16 protein-coding genes are annotated in these 18,557 nt (G+C 63.9%); 13 read left to right on the forward strand and 3 right to left on the reverse strand.

What is annotated here, in order from left to right; all coding sequences use genetic code 11:
- Both DIE08_RS32330 and DIE08_RS32335 read left to right on the forward strand, forming a co-directional pair.
- Positions 1 to 1,155: an ABC transporter permease gene (locus DIE08_RS32330; protein WP_059607762.1), complete on the forward strand. Its 1,155-nt coding sequence runs from the start codon at positions 1 to 3 to the stop codon at positions 1,153 to 1,155.
- 4 nt (positions 1,156 to 1,159) lie between these two features.
- Positions 1,160 to 2,326, forward strand: coding sequence for an ABC transporter permease (locus DIE08_RS32335; RefSeq protein WP_124905757.1), 1,167 nt, complete (start codon positions 1,160 to 1,162; stop codon positions 2,324 to 2,326).
- A 13-nt stretch (positions 2,327 to 2,339) separates the two neighbouring features.
- On the opposite strand, the gene DIE08_RS32340 is transcribed toward DIE08_RS32335, so the two are convergent.
- A complete protein-coding gene (locus tag DIE08_RS32340) occupies positions 2,340 to 3,677 on the reverse strand; it encodes a carotenoid oxygenase family protein (RefSeq protein ID WP_124905759.1) in 1,338 nt (445 codons plus the stop codon).
- Between the two features lie 16 nt (positions 3,678 to 3,693).
- Positions 3,694 to 4,317: a DUF2239 family protein gene (locus DIE08_RS32345; protein ID WP_059607759.1), complete on the reverse strand. Its 624-nt coding sequence runs from the start codon at positions 4,315 to 4,317 to the stop codon at positions 3,694 to 3,696.
- Between the two features lie 295 nt (positions 4,318 to 4,612).
- Here DIE08_RS32345 and DIE08_RS32355 point away from each other — a divergent pair, with 295 nt between their 5' ends.
- The 6 genes from DIE08_RS32355 to DIE08_RS32380 all read left to right on the forward strand — a co-directional run bounded on the left by DIE08_RS32355 (position 4,613) and on the right by DIE08_RS32380 (position 13,995).
- Positions 4,613 to 5,953 (forward strand): MFS transporter, encoded by a 1,341-nt coding sequence (locus DIE08_RS32355; RefSeq protein ID WP_124905761.1) that lies wholly within the window; start codon positions 4,613 to 4,615, stop codon positions 5,951 to 5,953.
- A 65-nt stretch (positions 5,954 to 6,018) separates the two neighbouring features.
- Complete coding sequence (locus DIE08_RS32360) at positions 6,019 to 7,416, forward strand: enolase C-terminal domain-like protein (protein ID WP_124905763.1); 1,398 nt, start codon at positions 6,019 to 6,021, stop codon at positions 7,414 to 7,416.
- Positions 7,417 to 7,988: 572 nt separating this feature from the next.
- On the forward strand, positions 7,989 to 10,679 hold the full coding sequence (locus tag DIE08_RS32365; protein WP_124905765.1) for a type VI secretion system Vgr family protein: 2,691 nt from the start codon (positions 7,989 to 7,991) through the stop codon (positions 10,677 to 10,679).
- A 31-nt stretch (positions 10,680 to 10,710) separates the two neighbouring features.
- Positions 10,711 to 12,657, forward strand: coding sequence for a triacylglycerol lipase (locus DIE08_RS32370; protein WP_124905767.1), 1,947 nt, complete (start codon positions 10,711 to 10,713; stop codon positions 12,655 to 12,657).
- Positions 12,658 to 12,734: 77 nt separating this feature from the next.
- Positions 12,735 to 13,694 (forward strand): T6SS immunity protein Tli4 family protein, encoded by a 960-nt coding sequence (locus DIE08_RS32375; protein WP_185715933.1) that lies wholly within the window; start codon positions 12,735 to 12,737, stop codon positions 13,692 to 13,694.
- A 13-nt stretch (positions 13,695 to 13,707) separates the two neighbouring features.
- On the forward strand, positions 13,708 to 13,995 hold the full coding sequence (locus tag DIE08_RS32380; RefSeq protein WP_089471967.1) for a PAAR domain-containing protein: 288 nt from the start codon (positions 13,708 to 13,710) through the stop codon (positions 13,993 to 13,995).
- An 839-nt stretch (positions 13,996 to 14,834) separates the two neighbouring features.
- Here DIE08_RS32380 and DIE08_RS32385 read toward each other — a convergent pair.
- Positions 14,835 to 15,308: a 3'-5' exoribonuclease gene (locus DIE08_RS32385; RefSeq protein WP_260436610.1), complete on the reverse strand. Its 474-nt coding sequence runs from the start codon at positions 15,306 to 15,308 to the stop codon at positions 14,835 to 14,837.
- Between the two features lie 303 nt (positions 15,309 to 15,611).
- On the opposite strand from DIE08_RS32385, the gene DIE08_RS32390 reads away from it, so the two are divergent.
- From DIE08_RS32390 to DIE08_RS32410, 5 genes are all read left to right on the forward strand, one after another.
- On the forward strand, positions 15,612 to 15,854 hold the full coding sequence (locus DIE08_RS32390) for an AlpA family transcriptional regulator (RefSeq protein ID WP_221622516.1): 243 nt from the start codon (positions 15,612 to 15,614) through the stop codon (positions 15,852 to 15,854).
- Positions 15,855 to 16,052: 198 nt separating this feature from the next.
- Positions 16,053 to 16,814, forward strand: coding sequence for a hypothetical protein (locus tag DIE08_RS32395; RefSeq protein ID WP_185715934.1), 762 nt, complete (start codon positions 16,053 to 16,055; stop codon positions 16,812 to 16,814).
- A 336-nt stretch (positions 16,815 to 17,150) separates the two neighbouring features.
- On the forward strand, positions 17,151 to 17,393 hold the full coding sequence (locus DIE08_RS32400; RefSeq protein WP_124905773.1) for a hypothetical protein: 243 nt from the start codon (positions 17,151 to 17,153) through the stop codon (positions 17,391 to 17,393).
- On the forward strand, positions 17,390 to 17,881 hold the full coding sequence (locus tag DIE08_RS32405) for a hypothetical protein (RefSeq protein ID WP_124905775.1): 492 nt from the start codon (positions 17,390 to 17,392) through the stop codon (positions 17,879 to 17,881). The genes DIE08_RS32400 and DIE08_RS32405 overlap by 4 nt, the downstream gene beginning before the upstream one ends.
- 16 nt (positions 17,882 to 17,897) lie before the next feature.
- Complete coding sequence (locus tag DIE08_RS32410; protein ID WP_124905777.1) at positions 17,898 to 18,386, forward strand: hypothetical protein; 489 nt, start codon at positions 17,898 to 17,900, stop codon at positions 18,384 to 18,386.
- Positions 18,387 to 18,557: the final 171 nt, after the last annotated feature.

Raw genomic sequence — 18,557 nt, forward strand, 5'->3', positions numbered from 1 at the left:
ATGTACGTGCTGAAGCTGATCGCGCGCAATGCGCTGCGGCACCGGCTGCGCACGCTGCTGACCGTGCTCGGGCTGACCATCGCGGTGCTGGCGTTCGGGCTGCTGCACACCGTCGTCGACGCGTGGTACGCAGGCGCGGCCGCCGCGTCCAGCGGCCGGCTCGTCACGCGCAACGCGATCTCGCTCGTGTTCCCGCTGCCGGTCAGCTACGAGAACCGGATCCGCGGCGTCGACGGCGTGACGGCCGTGGTCCGCTCGAACTGGTTCGGCGGCATCTACCGCGACCCCAAGAACTTCTTCGCGAGCTTCGCGGTGTCGGAGAACTATCTCGACCTGTATCCGGAATTCATCCTGCCGGCGCAGCAGCGCGCCGACTACGACCGCGACCGCCGCGGCTGCCTCGTCGGGCGCCAGCTCGCGACGCAGTTCGGCTTCAAGGTCGGCGACGTGATTCCGCTGAAAGGCACGATCTATCCGGGCACGTGGGACTTCGTCGTGCGCGGCATTCTCGACGGCCGCGACGATTCGACGATCACGCGCCAGCTGGTGTTCCACTGGGATTACCTGAACGAGACGGTGCGCAAGCGAACGCCGAAGCAAGCCGATCAGGTCGGCGTGTTCGTGCTCGGGGTCGCGAACCCGGACGACGGCGCAGCGATCGCGCGAAACGTCGACGCGGTGTTCAAGAACTCGCTCGCCGAAACGCTGACCGAGACCGAGCAGGCGTTCCAGCTCGGCTTCGTCGCGATGTCGAACCAGATCATCGCGGCGATCCGCGTCGTGTCGTACGTGGTGATCCTGATCATCATGGCCGTAATGGCGAACGCGATGGCGATGAGCGCGCGCGAACGCACCGCCGAATACGCGACGCTGAAGGCGCTCGGCTTCGGCCCCGGCTTTCTCGCGCTGATCGTGTTCGGCGAATCGGTCGTGATCGCGGTGGTCGGCGGCGGGCTCGCGATGCTCGCGACACCGCCGGCCGCGAGCCTCTTCAAGCAGGCCGCGGGCGGCATCTTCCCGGTATTCAAGGTGTCGGCCGAAACGATGGCGCTGCAGGCCGCATGCTCGGTCGCGGTCGGCCTCGCGGCCGCGCTCGTGCCGGCGTGGCAGGCGGCGCGCGTGCGCGTGGTCGAAGGCCTGCGGGCGATCGGATAGGCGCATGGCCATTCCACTCACCTACATCGCGCGCAACCTGTGGACCCGCCGGCTCACCACCGCGCTCACCGCGGGCGGGATGGCACTGGTGATCTTCGTGTTCGCGACGGTGCAGATGCTCGACGCGGGGCTCACACAGACGCTCGTGTCGACCGGCGAACCGGACAACGCGGTGGTGATCCGCAAGGGCGCCGAAACCGAGATTCAGAGTGCGATCGACCACCAGCAGGCCAACGCGCTCGAGATGCACCCGGCTGTCGCGCTCGGCCCCGACGGTCGGCCGCTCGTGTCGAAGGAAGCGGTCGTGCTGATTTCGCTGGTAAAGACGTCGTCCGGCAAGCCGTCGAACGTCGTGATCCGCGGCGTGTCGCCGGCCGGCCTCGCGCTGCGCCCGCACGTGAAGCTCGTCGCCGGCCGCATGTTCACGCCCGGCTCGTCGGAGATCATCGTCGGCAGCGCGATCGCGAAGGGGTTCAGCGGCACGCAGCTCGGCGACAGCCTGCATTTCGCGCAGCGCGACTGGACCATCGTCGGCATCTTCGACGCGGGCGGCAGCGGCTTCGACTCGGAGATCTGGGGCGACGTCGACCAGCTGATGCAGTCGTTCCGGCGCACCAGCTACTCGTCGATGGTGCTGCGCATCCCGAGCGCCGACGGCTTCGCGCGCTTCAAGGCCGACATCGACGTCGACCCGCGCCTGACGGATGAAGCGAAACGCGAGCAGACGTTTTACGGCGACCAGTCGAAGGCGTTGTCGACCTTCATCAACATCCTGGGCATCACGCTGTCGACGATCTTCTCGATCGCCGCGATGATCGGCGCGATGATCACGATGTATGCGTCGGTCGCGAACCGCACCGCGGAAATCGGCACGCTGCGCGCACTCGGCTTCAAGCGCATGAACGTGCTCGCCGCGTTCCTGCTGGAGGCGCTGCTGCTCGGCTTCGTCGGTGGCGTCGCGGGGCTCGCATCCGCATCGCTGATGGAGTTCGCGTCGTTCTCGACGACCAACTTCCAGACCTTCTCCGACCTGTCGTTCCGCTTCGTGCTGACGCCCGCGATCGTCGTGAAGACGCTGCTGTTCTCGCTCGTGATGGGGCTCGTCGGCGGCTTCCTGCCGGCGATGCGCGCCGCGCGGCTGAACATCGTCGACGCGTTGCGCGCGCAGTGACGCGCGCGGCCCCTCACGCCCGACGCTCGCGCGGCACCCACGCGCCGTGGAACCCGGCCGGCACGCGGCGCGGCAGGTGCACCGTCGCGACCGGCGCCGCGTCGATCGCGCGCGCATCGAGGATCACGACATCGCTCGTATCCGTCGCCGCGCGGTAGACCACCACCAGCAGCCAGCCGTCGTCCTCGTCGGTGCCGCCCGGGCGCGGCACGAACACCGGCTCACCGTTCTGGTCGCCGGCCGGCACCGCGTAGCGGGTCGTCGTGCCGCGCACGTGGTCGAAACGCATCACGCCGCGCATCTCAGTGTTGTTCGGCTGCTCGACCGCATACAGGTAGCGGTAGCGGCGCCCCGTCCGGCTTTCGTTGATGCGCGGCAGCTCGATGCCGCCGTCGGCCAGGGGCCCTTCGTCGATCAGCCCGTTCGCGGTATCGATCACGTAACGCCACAGCTCGCCGACCGGGTTGTCGGCGAAGCGGCCCGTGCGCGCGTCGAGCCGCAGGAACCACGGATAGCGCACCGCGTCGAGCACGATGCACGACGCATCGCAGTCGTACGCATTCACGACGTGCTGGATGAAGCACGGCTCGATGCCGAACCAGCGCACGTCGCCGCCGTGGCGCGGCATCACGCCGATCCGCGCGTCGCGGTCGTCGTGCCAGCGCAGCGGCATCCGGTGCCCCTGCTTCAGCATCGCGAAGTCGTAGCCGACGTTCAGGTCGAGCAGCAGGCTGCGGGTTTCGGTGATCGCGAGGTCGTGCATCATCGACGGCGCACGCACGTCGACGGCAAGGTCGACGCGCTGCACGCCCTGCGCATCCGCGACACCGTAGCGCAGCCACGGCGCGCGCCAGTCCGCGCGAAACAGGATCAGTTCGCCCGTCACCGGATCGACTTTCGGATGCGCCGTCATCGCGCCGCCGAACGCCGTGTGCCGCGCGGGCGCACCGAGCGTATCGAGCGCGGCCGTGATCGCGAGCGGCGCGCCGCCTTCCGCCAGCGCGAGCAATTCGCCGGCGTGCTGCAGCACGTTCACGTTCGGATTCGTGTCGGGCAGGTGCGGCGCCTGCTCCGGCGCGTGCACATCGGCCCAGCGGCGCGTGCGCGCCCAGCGGTTCCGGTAGCCGGCCGCGCGGCCGCGTTCGAACGCGATCGCGTGCAGCATCGCCGCTTCCGGCCACCACGACAGCACGTCGTTGCCCTCGAAACGGCCGCCCGGCGGATTCGGGCCGTTGCGCAGCAGCGTGCCGTCGAGTTCGGGCGGGATCGTGCCGGTCACGCGCAGGTCGACGAGGTCGACTTCGTCGGCGACCGGCGCGATCGCGCCGCGGTTCAGATCGAACGTCGTCATCGCGTCGTCTGCTCCGTCAGCAGTCTTCGGTCGACGGCGGCAAATCGCCGCGCGCCAGCGCGAGCGCATGGTCGCGCACGTCGTCCGGCCAGCCCGCAATCAGTTCGGTCATTCGCTCGAGGTCGTTCGCATACAGCGCACGCGCGGCCTCCTCGAATCCGGGCAGGTCGCCCGCGATCGCGGACATGAAGTGGTATGCGCGCGTCTGCGCGTCGCGGCGCCGGTCGGCCGCCGCGTGCGTGCGCCGCGCGTCCTCGACCAGCTTGCGCAGCGCGACGGACGCGCCGCCCGGCTGCGCGGCGAGCCAGTCCCAGTGACGCGGCAGCAACGTGACCTCACGCGAGACGACGCCGAGCTTCGGACGGCCGCGGCCGCGTTGTTCGGCCGCGCCGGCGGGCTCGGCGGGCGCGGATGCCTCGCCCGGCACTGGCGCGTAACGCGCACGGATATCGTCCGCCGTGCCGCGCAGGTCTAGGTCGATCGAGCGGCCGGTCGCGTCGTCGAAGATCACGATGGTGCCGGACATCGCATTGCCGGCCGCCTGACGGACCGCCACCGCCACCGTCGCGAGCGGGCCCGACGCGACGCGCCGGTGGCCATCGAACGCCGTGTAGGAAGGGAGAAGCATGGAGAGAGTCATCGTGGTTGCCCGTGGGCAGGAATCGGAATGACGCAATTTTTATCCGGGTATAAATTGTTGTCAATATCATCCGGGTAAAAAAGAGACATGCCGATGCCACGGATCGATCCAATTCCTGAATCGATCAAGTCAGCAATTGGCATGAAAGCGCAATTTTCGCCATGACAGAATGATCCGGACGCCCGGCCTCCGGGCATCGGCGTCCGGCCCCCGGCCGGCAAGACCACCACGAAAAAACGCGCGCACCGACGCGCAGCCGCACGACGGCACCTTCCGCCCTTCGGAGGAGACAGTCATGAATCCGCTTCACGCATTGCCGGCGTCCGCGTCGGCAACGGCCCGGCGCACCCGCGTGCGCTGGCTCGTGCTGACCGTGCTGTTCGCGGTCACGACGATCAACTACGCGGATCGCGCCGCGATCGCGATCGCGGGCCCGGCGCTCGCCCGCACGATGCACCTGAGCCATGTGCAGATGGGCTTCATCTTCTCGGCGTTCGGCTGGTCGTACGTGATCGCGCAACTGCCGGGCGGCTGGCTGCTCGACCGCTTCGGCTCGCGCATCGTCTATGCGTTCAGCATCTTCTTCTGGTCGCTGTTCACGCTGCTTCAGGGCGGCATCGGCTTCGTCGGCGGCGCGGCCGCGTTCGCGCTGCTGTTCGGATTGCGCTTCCTGGTCGGCGCGGCCGAGGCGCCGTCGTTCCCGGCCAACAGCCGGATCGTGTCCACGTGGTTTCCGGCCGCGGAGCGCGGCACCGCGTCGGCGATCTTCAACGCCGCTCAGTACGCGGCGACCGTCGTGTTCGCGCCGCTGATGGGCTGGCTCGTGCACGCGTACGGCTGGCAGTCGGTGTTCGCGGTGATGGGCGTGCTCGGCTTCGCGTTCGTGCTGGTGTGGAACCGCACGATGTACGACCCGAAGGTGCACCCGCGCATCAACGGCGCGGAGCTCGACTACCTCACCGAAGGCGGTGCGCTCGTCAACATCGACCAGGCGACCGGCGCGCGCGACGGCGGCCCGTCGATGCGTCACGTGAAGGCGCTGCTGAGGAACCGGATGCTCGTCGGCGTGTACGTCGCGCAGTATTGCATCAACGCACTCACCTACTTCTTCATCACGTGGTTTCCCGTCTATCTCGTGCAGGCGCGCGGGATGTCGATCCTCAACGCGGGGCTCGTCGCGTCCATCCCGGCCGTGTGCGGGTTCCTTGGCGGGATTCTCGGCGGCATCGTGTCCGACGCGCTGCTCAAGCAGGGGCAGTCACTGTCGGTCGCGCGCAAGGTGCCGATCGTGATCGGCATGCTGCTGTCGATGTCGATGATCGTCTGCAACTACACCGATTCGCACGTGCTCGTGGTGCTGTTCATGGCGCTGTCGTTCTTCGGCAAAGGGCTCGGCGCGCTCGGCTGGGCCGTCAACGCCGATACCGCGCCGCGCCAGATCGCCGGCCTGAGCGGCGCGCTGCTCAATACGTGCGGCAATCTTTCCAGCATTACGACGCCGATCGCGATCGGCTACATCGTCGACCGCAGCGGCTCGTTCAACGGCGCGCTCGTGTACGTCGTCGCGCACGCGCTCGTCGCCGTGATCTGCTACCTGTTCGTCGTCGGCGAAATTCGCCGCGTCGAGCTTCAATGATGAACGGCGTGGGCTGCGCCAGTGCGCCCAGCGGCCCGCACGCCACCGGAACCAGGAGCGAACCGATGTCCGAACCCAGCCGTGCCGGCACCCCGCGCGTCACGCGCATGCAAGTGATTCCCGTCGCTGGCCGCGACAGCATGCTGTTGAACCTGTGCGGCGCGCACGCGCCGTATTTCACGCGCAACCTCGTGATCCTCGACGACAGCAGCGGCCACACGGGTGTCGGCGAAGTACCCGGCGGCGAAGGCATCCGACAGGCGCTCGAACGGATGACCGATCTCGTGGTCGGCCAGTCGATCGGGCGTTACCAGGCGACGCTCAACGCGGTGCGCGCGGCGCTGTCCGGCACCGCTGCGGGTGCGGGACGCACGATCCGGCACGAGGTGACGTCGGCCGGCGAGGCGGCCGTGCTGCGCCAGCCGCACGAAATCAACCTGCGGCTCGACAACGTGATCACCGCGATCGAGGCCGCGCTGCTGGACCTGCTCGGCCAGCATCTCGACGTGCCCGTCGCCGCGCTGCTCGGCGAAGGCCAGCAGCGCGACGCAGTGCCGATGCTCGCGTACCTGTTCTACATCGGCGAGCGGCGCCGCACCGACCTGCCGTATCGCGACGAGATGCACGCGGCCGATCCGTGGTTCCGTCTGCGCAACGAAGCCGCGCTCACGCCGGCCGCGATCGCGCGGCAGGCCGAGGCCGCGGTCGAGCGCTACGGCTTCGTCGATTTCAAGCTGAAGGGCGGTGTGATGGCCGGCGCGGACGAGATGGAAGCGATCGCGGCGATCAAGGCGCGCTTTCCCGACGCGCGCGCGACGCTCGACCCGAACGGCGCGTGGTCACTCGACGAAGCCGTCGCGCTGTGCCGCGGGCAAGGTCATCTGCTCGCGTATGCGGAGGACCCGTGCGGGCCGGAAGCCGGCTACTCGGGCCGCGAGGTGATGGCCGAATTCCGGCGCGCCACCGGCATCCCGACCGCGACCAACATGATCGCGACGGACTGGCGGCAGATGGATCACGCGGTGCGGCTGCAGGCGGTCGACATTCCGCTCGCCGATCCGCACTTCTGGACGATGCAGGGTTCAGTGCGGCTCGCGCAGCTGTGCCGCGACTGGGGGCTCACGTGGGGTTCGCACTCGAACAACCACTTCGACGTTTCGCTGGCGATGTTCACGCACGCGGCCGCGGCGGCGCCCGGCACGATCACCGCGATCGACACGCACTGGATCTGGCAGGAAGGCGACGCGCGGCTCACGCGCGAGCCGCTCGAGATCGTCGGCGGCCAGGTGGCCGTGCCCGAGCGGCCGGGGCTCGGGATCGAACTCGACATGGCGCAGGTCGAGGCTGCCCATGCGCTGTACGTGCAAGTCGGCGGCACGGCGCGCGACGATGCGATGGCGATGCGGTATCTGGTGCCGGGGTGGACGTACGATCCGAAGCGGCCGAGTTTTGGGCGCGGGTGACGGCGGGGGGGCGGACATGCGAAAAAACAAAAAGGGTTCGGCCTTGCGTGAGACAGGGAGCAAATCCTTGCACGCGCGAGGAAGCTTATCTTTGCACTCCGACCGCGGAAATCAAAGGCCTCAGCAAACAACGAAGCCCGAACAGATGGAAGCAATTCTCTGCACTTTGTCCTAGCTGTCCTGGCAGCACTGATTTCGTTGCACTTTGTACACGTGGCGTGGCGGTAGTGATGGCCCGCTTCTAATGCAAATTCTCAGTCGGTGCAGGTATGGCTGTGTGGAAGGATAATCAGTCGACACGCACTGCTGATGTGCGCACTGGCCGCGCAGGCTAACCGCCATGGACCCATGGTATCGCTCGCGCTTCAGCGACCTGATCCGTCCTTTATGAAAATTATGCGTGGTCCACCATACCAATATGGGTATGCATGAGTTGACGTTTCTTGATCGATAGGGCCCCAATATTCGCTTCACGCTTAACCACTCTGGATTTTTTCAATTCCTGATAAATCAAATGAGGACTCTCACCGTACAATCTCGCGGATAGTAAAAAATAACCACTGAGAGGCGGTATGGGCACGCGCGACACAATCGGTGTAATGGGCGGCGGATTATCGCAGCAAGATCGTCTTCTAAAACTGGACACGCCGGCAGGTCAGAATGTCCTGCTGCCCCATCGCGTTACCGGGCGTTCGCGGATCGGCCGCGATTATCTCTTTCTGCTCGATTGCGTCTCAGCGTCCAGCGACGTTCAGCTCAAAACGCTGATTTCCCAGGCCGTGACCCTCTGGATTCAGCAGGCCGATGGTTCTTATCACCCACATCACGGCTACGTGCACACGGCTCGCCGGCTAGGAACAGACGGCGGCCTTACAAGCTACCAGCTCGGTTTTTCCTCGTGGATGCACTTCTTGAAGTTCCGTCGCGACCAGCGGCACTGGCAGGACAAGACCGCGGAAGAAGTCATTGCAGATGTATTCAATGAACACCCGCAAGCGAAAGGCATGTACCGCTTTGCGCTGTCGAAACCATTGCCGACCCGCTCCTATTGCCGGCAGGACGAGGCCGACTGGAACTTCGTGCACCGGCTCCTGGAATCGGAAGGTCTGTACGGTGTCTGGCAGCAAGCCGCCGATGGCAAATCGCATACGCTGGTGATCACCGATCGCCTCGACACGCTCGAACCGCTGTCGCCGGCCACCGTTGAGTTCTATCGTGCGGGCATCCATAGCGAGGCCGATGCAGTGACCCAATGGGCGGGGACCCGGACGCTGCAATCCGTATTGTTGTCAACGCGCACCTTCGACTACAAAAATCCTTCGACACCCTTCAATCCGAAAGCGACGTCGGTGCCAACAATGGCAAACCAGGGAGCGTTGCCGGCGCAAGCAGAAGTATATGAATACACCGGCGGCTACACGTATCCGGAACAGGAACGGGGCGACCATCTGTCGAAGATCCGGATGGAGGAATGGGAGTCGCAGGCCAAGCGCTTTCATGGCATCGGCGGTCTGCGTGCCATCGATGCGGGGCGGCGTTTCACGCTGACCGGACATCCGGAACATGATCAGGATGCCGCGAACCAGAACGAATTCGCGAGCATCGAGGTGGAGTGGGCCATCGAGAACAACCTACCGCTCTCCGGACATGAAACGAATTTTCCCCACAGCCTGAGTCATGCGCTGGCGCAGGCTCGTGCCGACGATCCCGGCCAGACGTTCGGCGTGAGCCACGCCGATGGATCGACGGGGTTTTACCGGATCGCCATCGAGGCGCAGCGCACGACAGTGCCCTACCGCAGCCCGTTCGAACATCGCAAGCCCGAAGCGAAGCTGGAATCGGCGATCGTCGCAGGACCGAAAGGCCAGGAATGCTATACCGATGAACTGAACCGGGTGAAGGTACTGTTCATATGGGATCGGCTCAACGAAGGTGACGAGCGCGCCTCGTGCTGGGTACGCATCGCGCAGTCCGATACCGGCGAGGGCTATGGCGGCGTCCACATGCCGCGCGCGGGCGAGGAGCTCCTGATCGGCCATATCGGCAACGACATCGACCGCCCGATTGCCCTTCACCGCGTGTACAACGGCGCGGCGAAACCGCAGTGGCATTCGAACGGGCTGCTGTCCGGCTATCAGTCACGGGAGTATGGCGGCGGTGGCGGCTACAACCAGCACGTCATGGACGATTCGACCGGTCAGACGCGGATGCGGGTGATGAGCAGCCACGGCATGAGCAGCCTGCATCTCGGTTACCAGATCGTCCAGGACGGCAATACCCGGGGCGCCTATGTGGGTAGCGGCTTTACGCTCCGTACCGACAATGCCGGCGCGATTCATGCGGGCGAGGGGCTGTACTTCAGTACCCATTCAACCAGCTTCGACGGTCAGCCGCTCGACACCAGCCAGCCACGCGAGATTCTGGCGCGCGCCGATCTACTGGTCGAGTCGCTGTCCTCCGCCAGCGCGACGGCCAAGGGCGAGGATCTGAAGCCGGGGCGCGAAGCCCTCGCCGCGTTCGCGAAGGCCACCCAGCACAGCAAGGCGGGCGTTTCCAAGGGCGGCAGCACGGCCGGAGGTGGGACCGGCAACGCGAACGCTTTCGCGAAGCCTGTGATGCTCGGGTCGAGTCAGGAAAGCATGGGCCTGACCACGCGCGCGTCGGCACAGCTAGTGGCCGACGAGCACCTGAATCTGGTGAGCGGCAAGGACACCTACTGGGCGGTCGGCAAATCGTTGGTGGCTGGCGTCGCTGAAAAAATCAGCATCTTCGTCCAGCGCGCTGGCATGAAACTGATCGCCGGAAAAGGCGCGGTCGACATCCAGGCGCTCAGCGACCAGCTGCGCCTGCTTTCCGAACTCGGCCTCACACTCAAGAGCAACAACGGCAGCATCGTGATCGACGCCAAGACCGAGCTGATGCTCAAGTGCGGTGGTTCGTACATCCGGATTACCGCCGACGGGATCGAGGACGGCACCCGAGGTGCGCGTACCGTCAAGTCGGCGTCGTTCAGCCGGCAGGGGCCCAGTTCGGTGGCCGAGCACATGAACAGCCTCCCCAAACCGGCGTTCAACGACAAGTACATCTTGCGCGACCGCATCACGGGCGATCCGCTCAAGAACCATCCGTACGAGATCGTTCGTGGCGATGGCACACGCCTGAGCGGCGTCACCGACGAGCTGGGCCATACGACCGAACAGAAGAACAACGATATCGAAACCGTGATGATCCGTGCGCTGCGACCGAGCGCCAGCAAAGCCTAGGCGGCACACACAACTCTATCAGCGAGCATCCATGAGCGAAAATCAGCCTGACAGTCCCGGTACCCCGGGCCAGGGTTCCGGCGACGACGAGGCCGAACACGAAGTCGTCCGTCTTTCATCGCATACCGATGAAGGGGGCGACTCGTATGCCCATGCCACCCTGACGCCGGCCGACGATACGCGCGCCAAGGAGACGTTGCATGACCTGCGCCCTATCATCCCGGTGATCTTCATCCCCGGCGTCATGGGTTCGCCCATCGTCACCAAGGACACCGGCGACGAGGCCTTCTTTGCGCCGAACATGGACACGGTTGGTTCGATGCTCGGCGGATTTTTGTCGGTCCTCTTCGGGTGGTTTCAAAGCGCATCGTCGCGCGAGATCCGTTTCGATCCTCTCAAGGTGTCGGTGACGCCGCTCGGACCGATCAACGTGGGCGATGGCAAGACGATCACCGAAGAGGAGGCGCGGCGGCGCGGCTGGGGTTCGGTCTACCGAACCAGTTACCAGCCCGTGCTGCTGTGGCTTGAGCAACAATTAAATAACCCCATGCTGTGCGGCGAGTTGCAAGGTGCTTGGTGCGCGCCCGATCCGAAGGGCAAAACGTGGGCACTGCATCCGGTGCTGGACACCGCGCCGACGCAATACGGGGCGTACGGAAAAGGCGAGGCGATCACGTCGGAGTCCCCTGAGTTCAAGCGGTTCGTCAAGTTCCGCTACCGTGTCTACGCAATCGGCTACAACTGGCTGCAGTCGAATTACGATTCGGGGAGCGATGTGGTCAAGGGTGTCGATTGTCCCGATCCGCAGACCAAGGGGAAAACGCGGCTCATGGGCATTACCGAGATTTGCAAGGAGAACGACACGGGCAAGGCCATCATCGTGACGCATTCGATGGGTGGTCTGGTGGCTCGCTTTGCCGTGTTGAGCCATGGCGCGGAAGACTCGATCCACGGCGTGTTTCACGGCGCACAGCCGGCCACCGGAGCGCCGCTGGCGGCCAAGCGTTACAAGACAGGGGGCGGCCCCGAAGGCGGCATGAACGGATTTATCAACGGCAGCCTGCTCGGACGCGATGCGAATGAATTCATCGCGGTGATGGCGAACGCACCGGGACCGATGGAGCTGACACCGATGCCGGACTACAACAACGGCAGGGCATGGTGGATTTTCGCTCGACCTGACGGAACGGTGCTCATGCAGTTCCCGAAGCATGGCGACGCGCTCAGTGAACTGTATCTCAATGCCGATTGGTACGGATTGCTGCCGAAGGCAGCTCAGCTCGATCCGGGCAAAGTGGTGAGAAAGCGACTCGGCAGGGACGGGACCGGCGACAGCGCGCTGGTCGACAATTACATCGCCACGATGACGCTAGTGGTCACACGGCAAAGCCAGTTGAAGAATAAGTACCATGGCAACACGTATGTGGCGTATGGCAACGGAGGCTTGGATACGCGATCTCCTACGTCCGGCTCGACGACCGAGGCTACCGACAAGGACAAGCCCACCGTCGAGCAAGGAGAGCTGACGAAGAACTTGCTGGCTTGGGGCAACGCCATCTGGACCGGCGACGTACCGGCCGATGTGCATGAATCCGAGCTCCGCGCTGCCCAGTTGCTAGACGATTCGGGCAAGGGCCAACTCCGCGTGCTGCTGAAAGAGCGCAACCTGAGCGTCACGTTCACGATGCAGAAGACCAACAAGATCCCCGACGTGAGCGCTACGACCGACTGGGATCGCGTGGCGGGCAAGACCGGCATCATTCGCGGTGACGGCACCGTGCCGGCATGGTCGGCGGACGCGCAGGCGCGTGGCCTGAAGCCGGGCGTGCCGGGCGATCCGGCCAACGGCGTGCAGATGGCGTTCGTGCAGGCCGGGTATGAGCACATGAAGAGTTACGCGCATCCCTGGACCCGCTGGGCGCTCCTCTACAGTGTGGTGCAGATCGTGAAGGACATCGACGTGCCGGGAGAGGCGTGATGGCGCGCATCGTTCGCATACTTCTTTTGCTGGCGGGTCTGTGTGCCTGCTCTCTCGCGTTTTCCGTGGAACCAATGATGAACAATCCTCTGCTGTCCAAAGTACGTCCGTGGTGCGTCGGTCGCCTCGTGTTCGATCGCCCCGTTTCGAGCGAGATCTCGAACGAAAGCTACTTGTACCGCGGACAAAAACTCGTCACGACGCACGACGTGTCGGTGGAGACCTACGATGCCAAAGTCGCGGCGCGCGAGAAGGAACTGCGCACCAAACAGCGGGTGAATCCCGTCAATCTGGATGAGAAAACGGGGCGCGCATGGCTGGAAATGGCGTTTTCTCCGGTGCAGCACTCGCGGGTTTTCCTCTTCAACGGTGCGGTGGTGAAAGGAGTAGCCCTACCGTTCGATACGGAAGGTTATCTGTTCGCGAACCGTACGCTCGTCCAAACAACCGGCAGGATCGGGGCGGATGCGATGAGCCGAGCCGAAAGCATCTATAACGACACCTACCGCCGCATCAAGGTGCGCGATAACTGGACCGTGCCGACGGAATCGGGTTTCTGCTTCGACGGCGGGATTATCACCGGACGGTCGACCTACACGGAAGAAGTGAGCCAGTCATTCGCGCTGATGCCGGGCCGGCCGGCACTGCTGGTGATCAAGTTGCGCGACGCGGTGGAAGAAGATCAAGCCCAACCGCTCATCAGCAGCCTGCCCGAGTTGCGTGCGAAACTCGATCGCATGCCCGGCAGCTATCGTATCCTGCGGCAGGGTAAGCGAACGGTGGCCGGCATGGACGCCGAGGAAGTGCTGTTCGCGCTGAAGGACGGCGACGTCACGGTGTATCGCTTCTACCTGCTCGCGCCGGGGAATCCCGCGACGGTGGCGCAGCCGCATACCTCGGTCGAACTGCTGCTGGGCGCACCCGCACGTAGCGATCTGCCACCGGACCGGTCCACCGCTCCGGTCGACGAGGCAGGGGCGCTGCAGACGTGGGACACGCTGGTCAACAGCCTGCGCGCGCGACCGGGCGCAGTCTGACCGGAGCCGAACGATGCGCCGCTACGATATTGTGAAAGGTGACCTGACGACGGTCGGCGGGATCGTGCAGGGCGGCGACGCGCACGATCTGCTCGGTGGCCGCGAGCAGGCGTATGAGACCGATCCAGTCTGGTGTCCTGTCTGCAAGACCATGGGACATATCCAGTGCGAAGGTCCGCGCGTCTCCACGACCGGACCCGATGGGCGGCAGGCGGCGCTGAGCGATGATCTGTGTGTCTGCTTGTGTACGCCGCCGCCACGCCTGGTGCCGTCCCAGCAGACGTCGTATGTGGATGCGTAGCGTCGGCGGCGAGTTGCCGATGTCGACAGCGAATGTCGTTCTTTTCAGCTAGGGAGTCGTGTGATCATCAGAAAATGGATGGGAATGGTGCTGCTGGCGTGGACGTTGGCTCTCTCGGGTTGCCAGTCGTTCCGGGACTGCGTGCAGGCGCTGGGCGGCGGCTGCCACTGATGCAGGTCTCGGCTCCGGCGGATAGGAGCCGCGCCTGCCCTCTTGAGGTACTTCTGATGCTTCCGGCGGCGATGTCCATGGCCAGCCCGGGCAACACTGCGGCCGGCACTGGCGATCTGCGCCAGTTTGAAATCCAGCCCGTACCCTGCATGATGCCAGCCTTGCTCAGGCCAGCAGGGATGCATGGCCGAGGGTCGTTGACTTCGACCAACGGCCGCGATCACATCAACGATTAGTCACGGACATAGGTGCGAAAGGGACTTCGATCGATCGCGCAATTTCGACGACACATTCGCCTAAGCTCGATTCGTGCGCGAGCACAGCCAGGCTACGGATTCTCGTTCCCAAACAGCAAAGCCGGCGCAAGGCCGGCTTTGTTGTTGAAACATAAGATCGCACTTTGTCAGAGAAGCATATCTTTGCACTCGAGGCAAAATCAACTTTCCTGTCTCACATGCGACCGAACCCTTTGAATTCCGTTGGTGGAGCGGAGGGCCACTGAACTGTGGCGAAAACACCAAAAGAATAGGCTGTGTTTTACTCCACGGCATTTCAGCTTGCCCGGATTTTTGCCCCGAAGCCGATGTGGCTGCAAATCCGGCCTAAAAGTCCGACCGCAGAAACTGCAACAGCGCTGCCGAGGAGCACCGCCACTTCACCCGTTATCGTCAAATCTGCCCGAGTCCACTGCCCGATTTTGACTGGAAGCAGGCCAGATTGGCGCGGGCGTCCCACAGCGCATGATGCTGATGGCCATGCTCGGCAAAGAACGTCTCCAGTCCTGCTGAGTTCAGCCTAGTCCAGATGTTCTCCTGCTGCCACCTTTTCGGAAGGCGCCCAATCCGACTTTCGAGTATTCGCAGGTCCGCGTCGTTGTCGTAGCAGAGGATGGGGCGCTCGCGAACCGGGATGCGCAGCAGCCAGGCCATCGCCTCCGTGCGAAGCTGCGCAAGTGGCATCGCTCGACCCGCCGGTCTGCCGAGTTGCGGCAGGACAGTTTCCCGCACAAATTCGCTGCATCGGGATGGGTCGAAGTCGCTGCATTCGCCGTAGAACTCGGCTCCGTTTTCGGCGACGAGCGCAAGGCTGATTAGCTCACGGTCCCGCAGGTTGGTGAACTCGGTGTCGATGAATACGCGCATAGGTACGTTGCTCGAGGTTGGCCGCGCCAGGCAGAACATCTGTGACCACCGTTCACCTGGCGGGAACTTGCCCGCTTGCAGATAATTCCCGAATCCTAACGTGCTTCGTACTCGCACGAGACAAATCCCTATCTGACGCCAGTGAACGGGCGCCCGATGCTTTCATGCTCAGGCAACACATTTCAATAACTGCACAGCATTGGAGCTACGCGAGGAGCGTCCCGTAAAAACACGCAATCATCCTCGTAGCCCGCACGTATACTCCGTGCAGTCGTGTGACTGCTTACCCGGAAACGTGACACCGTGGAAGACCAACTCCTCACCCCCAGGATGCTCGCAGTGATGCTCTGCCTCCCCGAGCAAACCATCTACAACCGGCACGCGGAAGGCGGCGACTTGCCCCGAGACACCAAGATTGGGCGGCTCCTTCGCTTTAAAGTATCGGACTTCGAAGCCTGGCTGGTCAGCAAGTCCACACGCGTTGGCCAGCCGCTTGTCCCTGCCGTAGCACCGGCCGAGCAGGTTGCCGCGCGCCAACTCCCCTGAACTGTAGGTTCAAGTCCCACAAAGAATCGCCCCGGCGGCAACCGGGGCGGGGGGCGCCGAAGCGCACCTATGCTCACTCACGCGGGAGTATAGACGCGCGGAATATCCATGAATCCGCCGCATATCAGCACGCGGAGGAAATATTTTTTGCATTGAGGGCAGCTATCTGGCTGAAGCGGCACACACCCGAGGTGTGCCATGTCTCTCGTTTCACCGACGGCTGCCCGCCGTCCCTGTCTCACCGCAGCATCCGCGCTCCGCTTTGCTGAACTTGTCAGAAAGATTGAAAGAAGTGCGACGCCGTCCGCCAAAAAGCGAAAAAACAAGGCTCGAAAGACGCTGCTGTCTGTCATCAAGGCGCTGCGCCGTCAGGCCAGGACGACGGGCTTGTGGGCTGTCGCGCTGACGCTGACGTTCGCAGACGACGGGGAGCTCTCCCCAGGACATCTCAGTGATTTCCTGGAGCGCGTGCGCAAGGCTCTCAAGCGTCGCGGCTATGCGCTGCCCTACGCCTGGGTGCTGGAGCGTGGCGGCCGGCTTCACTACCACCTGACGCTCTGGCTCCCCCGGGGCTTCGAACTGGACAAAGCCAAGCTCGCGCAATGGTGGCCCTGGGGCGCCACCTGGACCGCCGCATGCAGGCACGTCAAGCGGTGGGCCTGCTACATGGCCAAGTTCAACTGTGTGGCGCGCCTCCCGAAAGGCGCTCGCCTGTTCGGTTACGGGGGACTGGATGAAAGCGGCAAGGCGGCGGCGCAGCACGCGGCCCTGCCCCGGTGGCTGCAGGCTCTGGTGCCTCGCGGCACCCGTGTTTGCCGCGTGCCCGGCGGTGGATGGGCGAACACCGACACCGGTGAGATTCACAGGTCGCCGTACCGCTGGACGCCGCGCGGCTGGGCGATGTGCGAAGCGGAGGCGTCGCCGCCACCTGCCATCGGAGAACCGTGCAGCACGACGTGAGACGCATCCGTCGCGACGCCAGCCGGTCCGCCTTGGCCATTCGGCCGAGCGGGCGATTGCATCGGCAACCAGGGCGGTACGCCGCCGATTTGTTGCAAAAACACCCTCTGTATATCGTGAAATTTCACTTTGTCAAGCACTCCAAACAGTTTATTTGACGAGCTGAATCCCGCCTGTTAGGGTGCCCTTTCCAAGGTTCCGAGACCACCACCATGAGCACGCAGGTTGTTCCCGATGACTTCCCAAGAGAGCGTGGCATAGGCGCTGTACCGGGCGTCCACCCGCGCCTTCTTATCCTTTCAGTCGCGGAATGCTGGGTCTACGGAGGAGTAAAAGATGGTTTCCGACAATCACATCGACCTGGACATTGCCCTCCGCAAAATTCACGAGCTGGCGATGGCGGACGGCGATTTGGGCTATGCATACTGGTACGAAGTCGGACGGCTTCTACAACGAGCCGCTAACATGCAAGCTGAAATCGATTTGCTTTGCAAAGAGCTGGAACGATGCCGCGCAACGCACGCCAGACCTAGCAGAGCCGTCAAGCAGCGTCAGCGGAGCGAGAGCGAGGCGAGATGACGCAGCGACTTCAGGATGTTGTGGGCAAGTTATACAAGCCGCTGGCGAATGGCGCGCGCCAGGTATTCGCACTGTCGCGTGGTGACGCCGAGAAACTGCCGCAGCTCCCCTCGATTGCCGTCATCTCGGTCACCGCACCAGAGCGCCCGCCTGCCAGCCTCGACGGCTTCGCCCATGTGTTGCGCCTGAGCTTCGCGGACGTCGATTTCCTGAACCCGAGTCTTTCGAAGAAGACACGAGACAAGCTCGCCCACGCGTTCACCCTGGAACAGGCTCAGTCGATTCGCTCCTTCGTCGAGGCCCTGCCGATAGAAATCGTATCGGTGGTCGTCCACTGCGAAGGCGGCTATTCACGGTCATGCGCCATCGCCCTGGCGCTCCATCGGCTATATGGCTACCGGGCGGAAATCGAACACCTCTCGCAAGCCAATCCGTCAATCGTTCGCATGATGATGGGAAATGACCGCGCACGTCACAACCCATCGTAACTCTTCTTCCAGCCCCATGAGTAAAGTCATTTCTATCGAGTTCGACACCAAGGGGTTGTCGCCGAATGCACTGAAAGTGCTGAAGGCGGCGATAACAATCGCCCTGCGCGCCGTCGGGGTTCAAAGAAACCATGTGGCACAAGCCGACTTCTATGAGTTGGCGGGTTTGCCCGCCACAATCGGCATGCCGCAACTGATTCGCCTGTTCACCGAGGCACGCAACGTTACCGGCTTTGGCGAGATAAAAGACGCGGGGAGCGACGACGATGATGGATTGCTGGGTAGCTGGCCCGTGTTCAACAGCATATTCGTCACCGGCACACATATATCGTTCGGGATAACTGACCCCATGTACCAACCGGAAGTGCACTCCTTGCTGCTAGGGGATACTCCGGCCCCGGTAGCCACGAAAGCGGGCATCAGGTCCCGGTGCGAAAGCAGGTTCTCTCAAGCCCTAGAAGAATTGCGCAGGTCACAGCATGGTTCCTCCACATCGGATAGTTGACGTGCGAAGCCGCCCTTCTCCTTCAACCGCAGGCGAAACATGACGATTGAAGAGGCGGCCAGATTTCTTTTTGTCAGCCGCACACACGTGCGGCTGACCTGCCCCCGGTTTTAGTCCGAACTGCAGTTAGAGTCCGAGGTTAAAAACTGCTGCTTTGCATCGTGCGCCCGA

It is taken from the genome of Burkholderia sp. Bp9004, from assembly GCF_003858025.1.
GTDB classification, from domain to species: Bacteria; Pseudomonadota; Gammaproteobacteria; order Burkholderiales; family Burkholderiaceae; genus Burkholderia; species Burkholderia diffusa.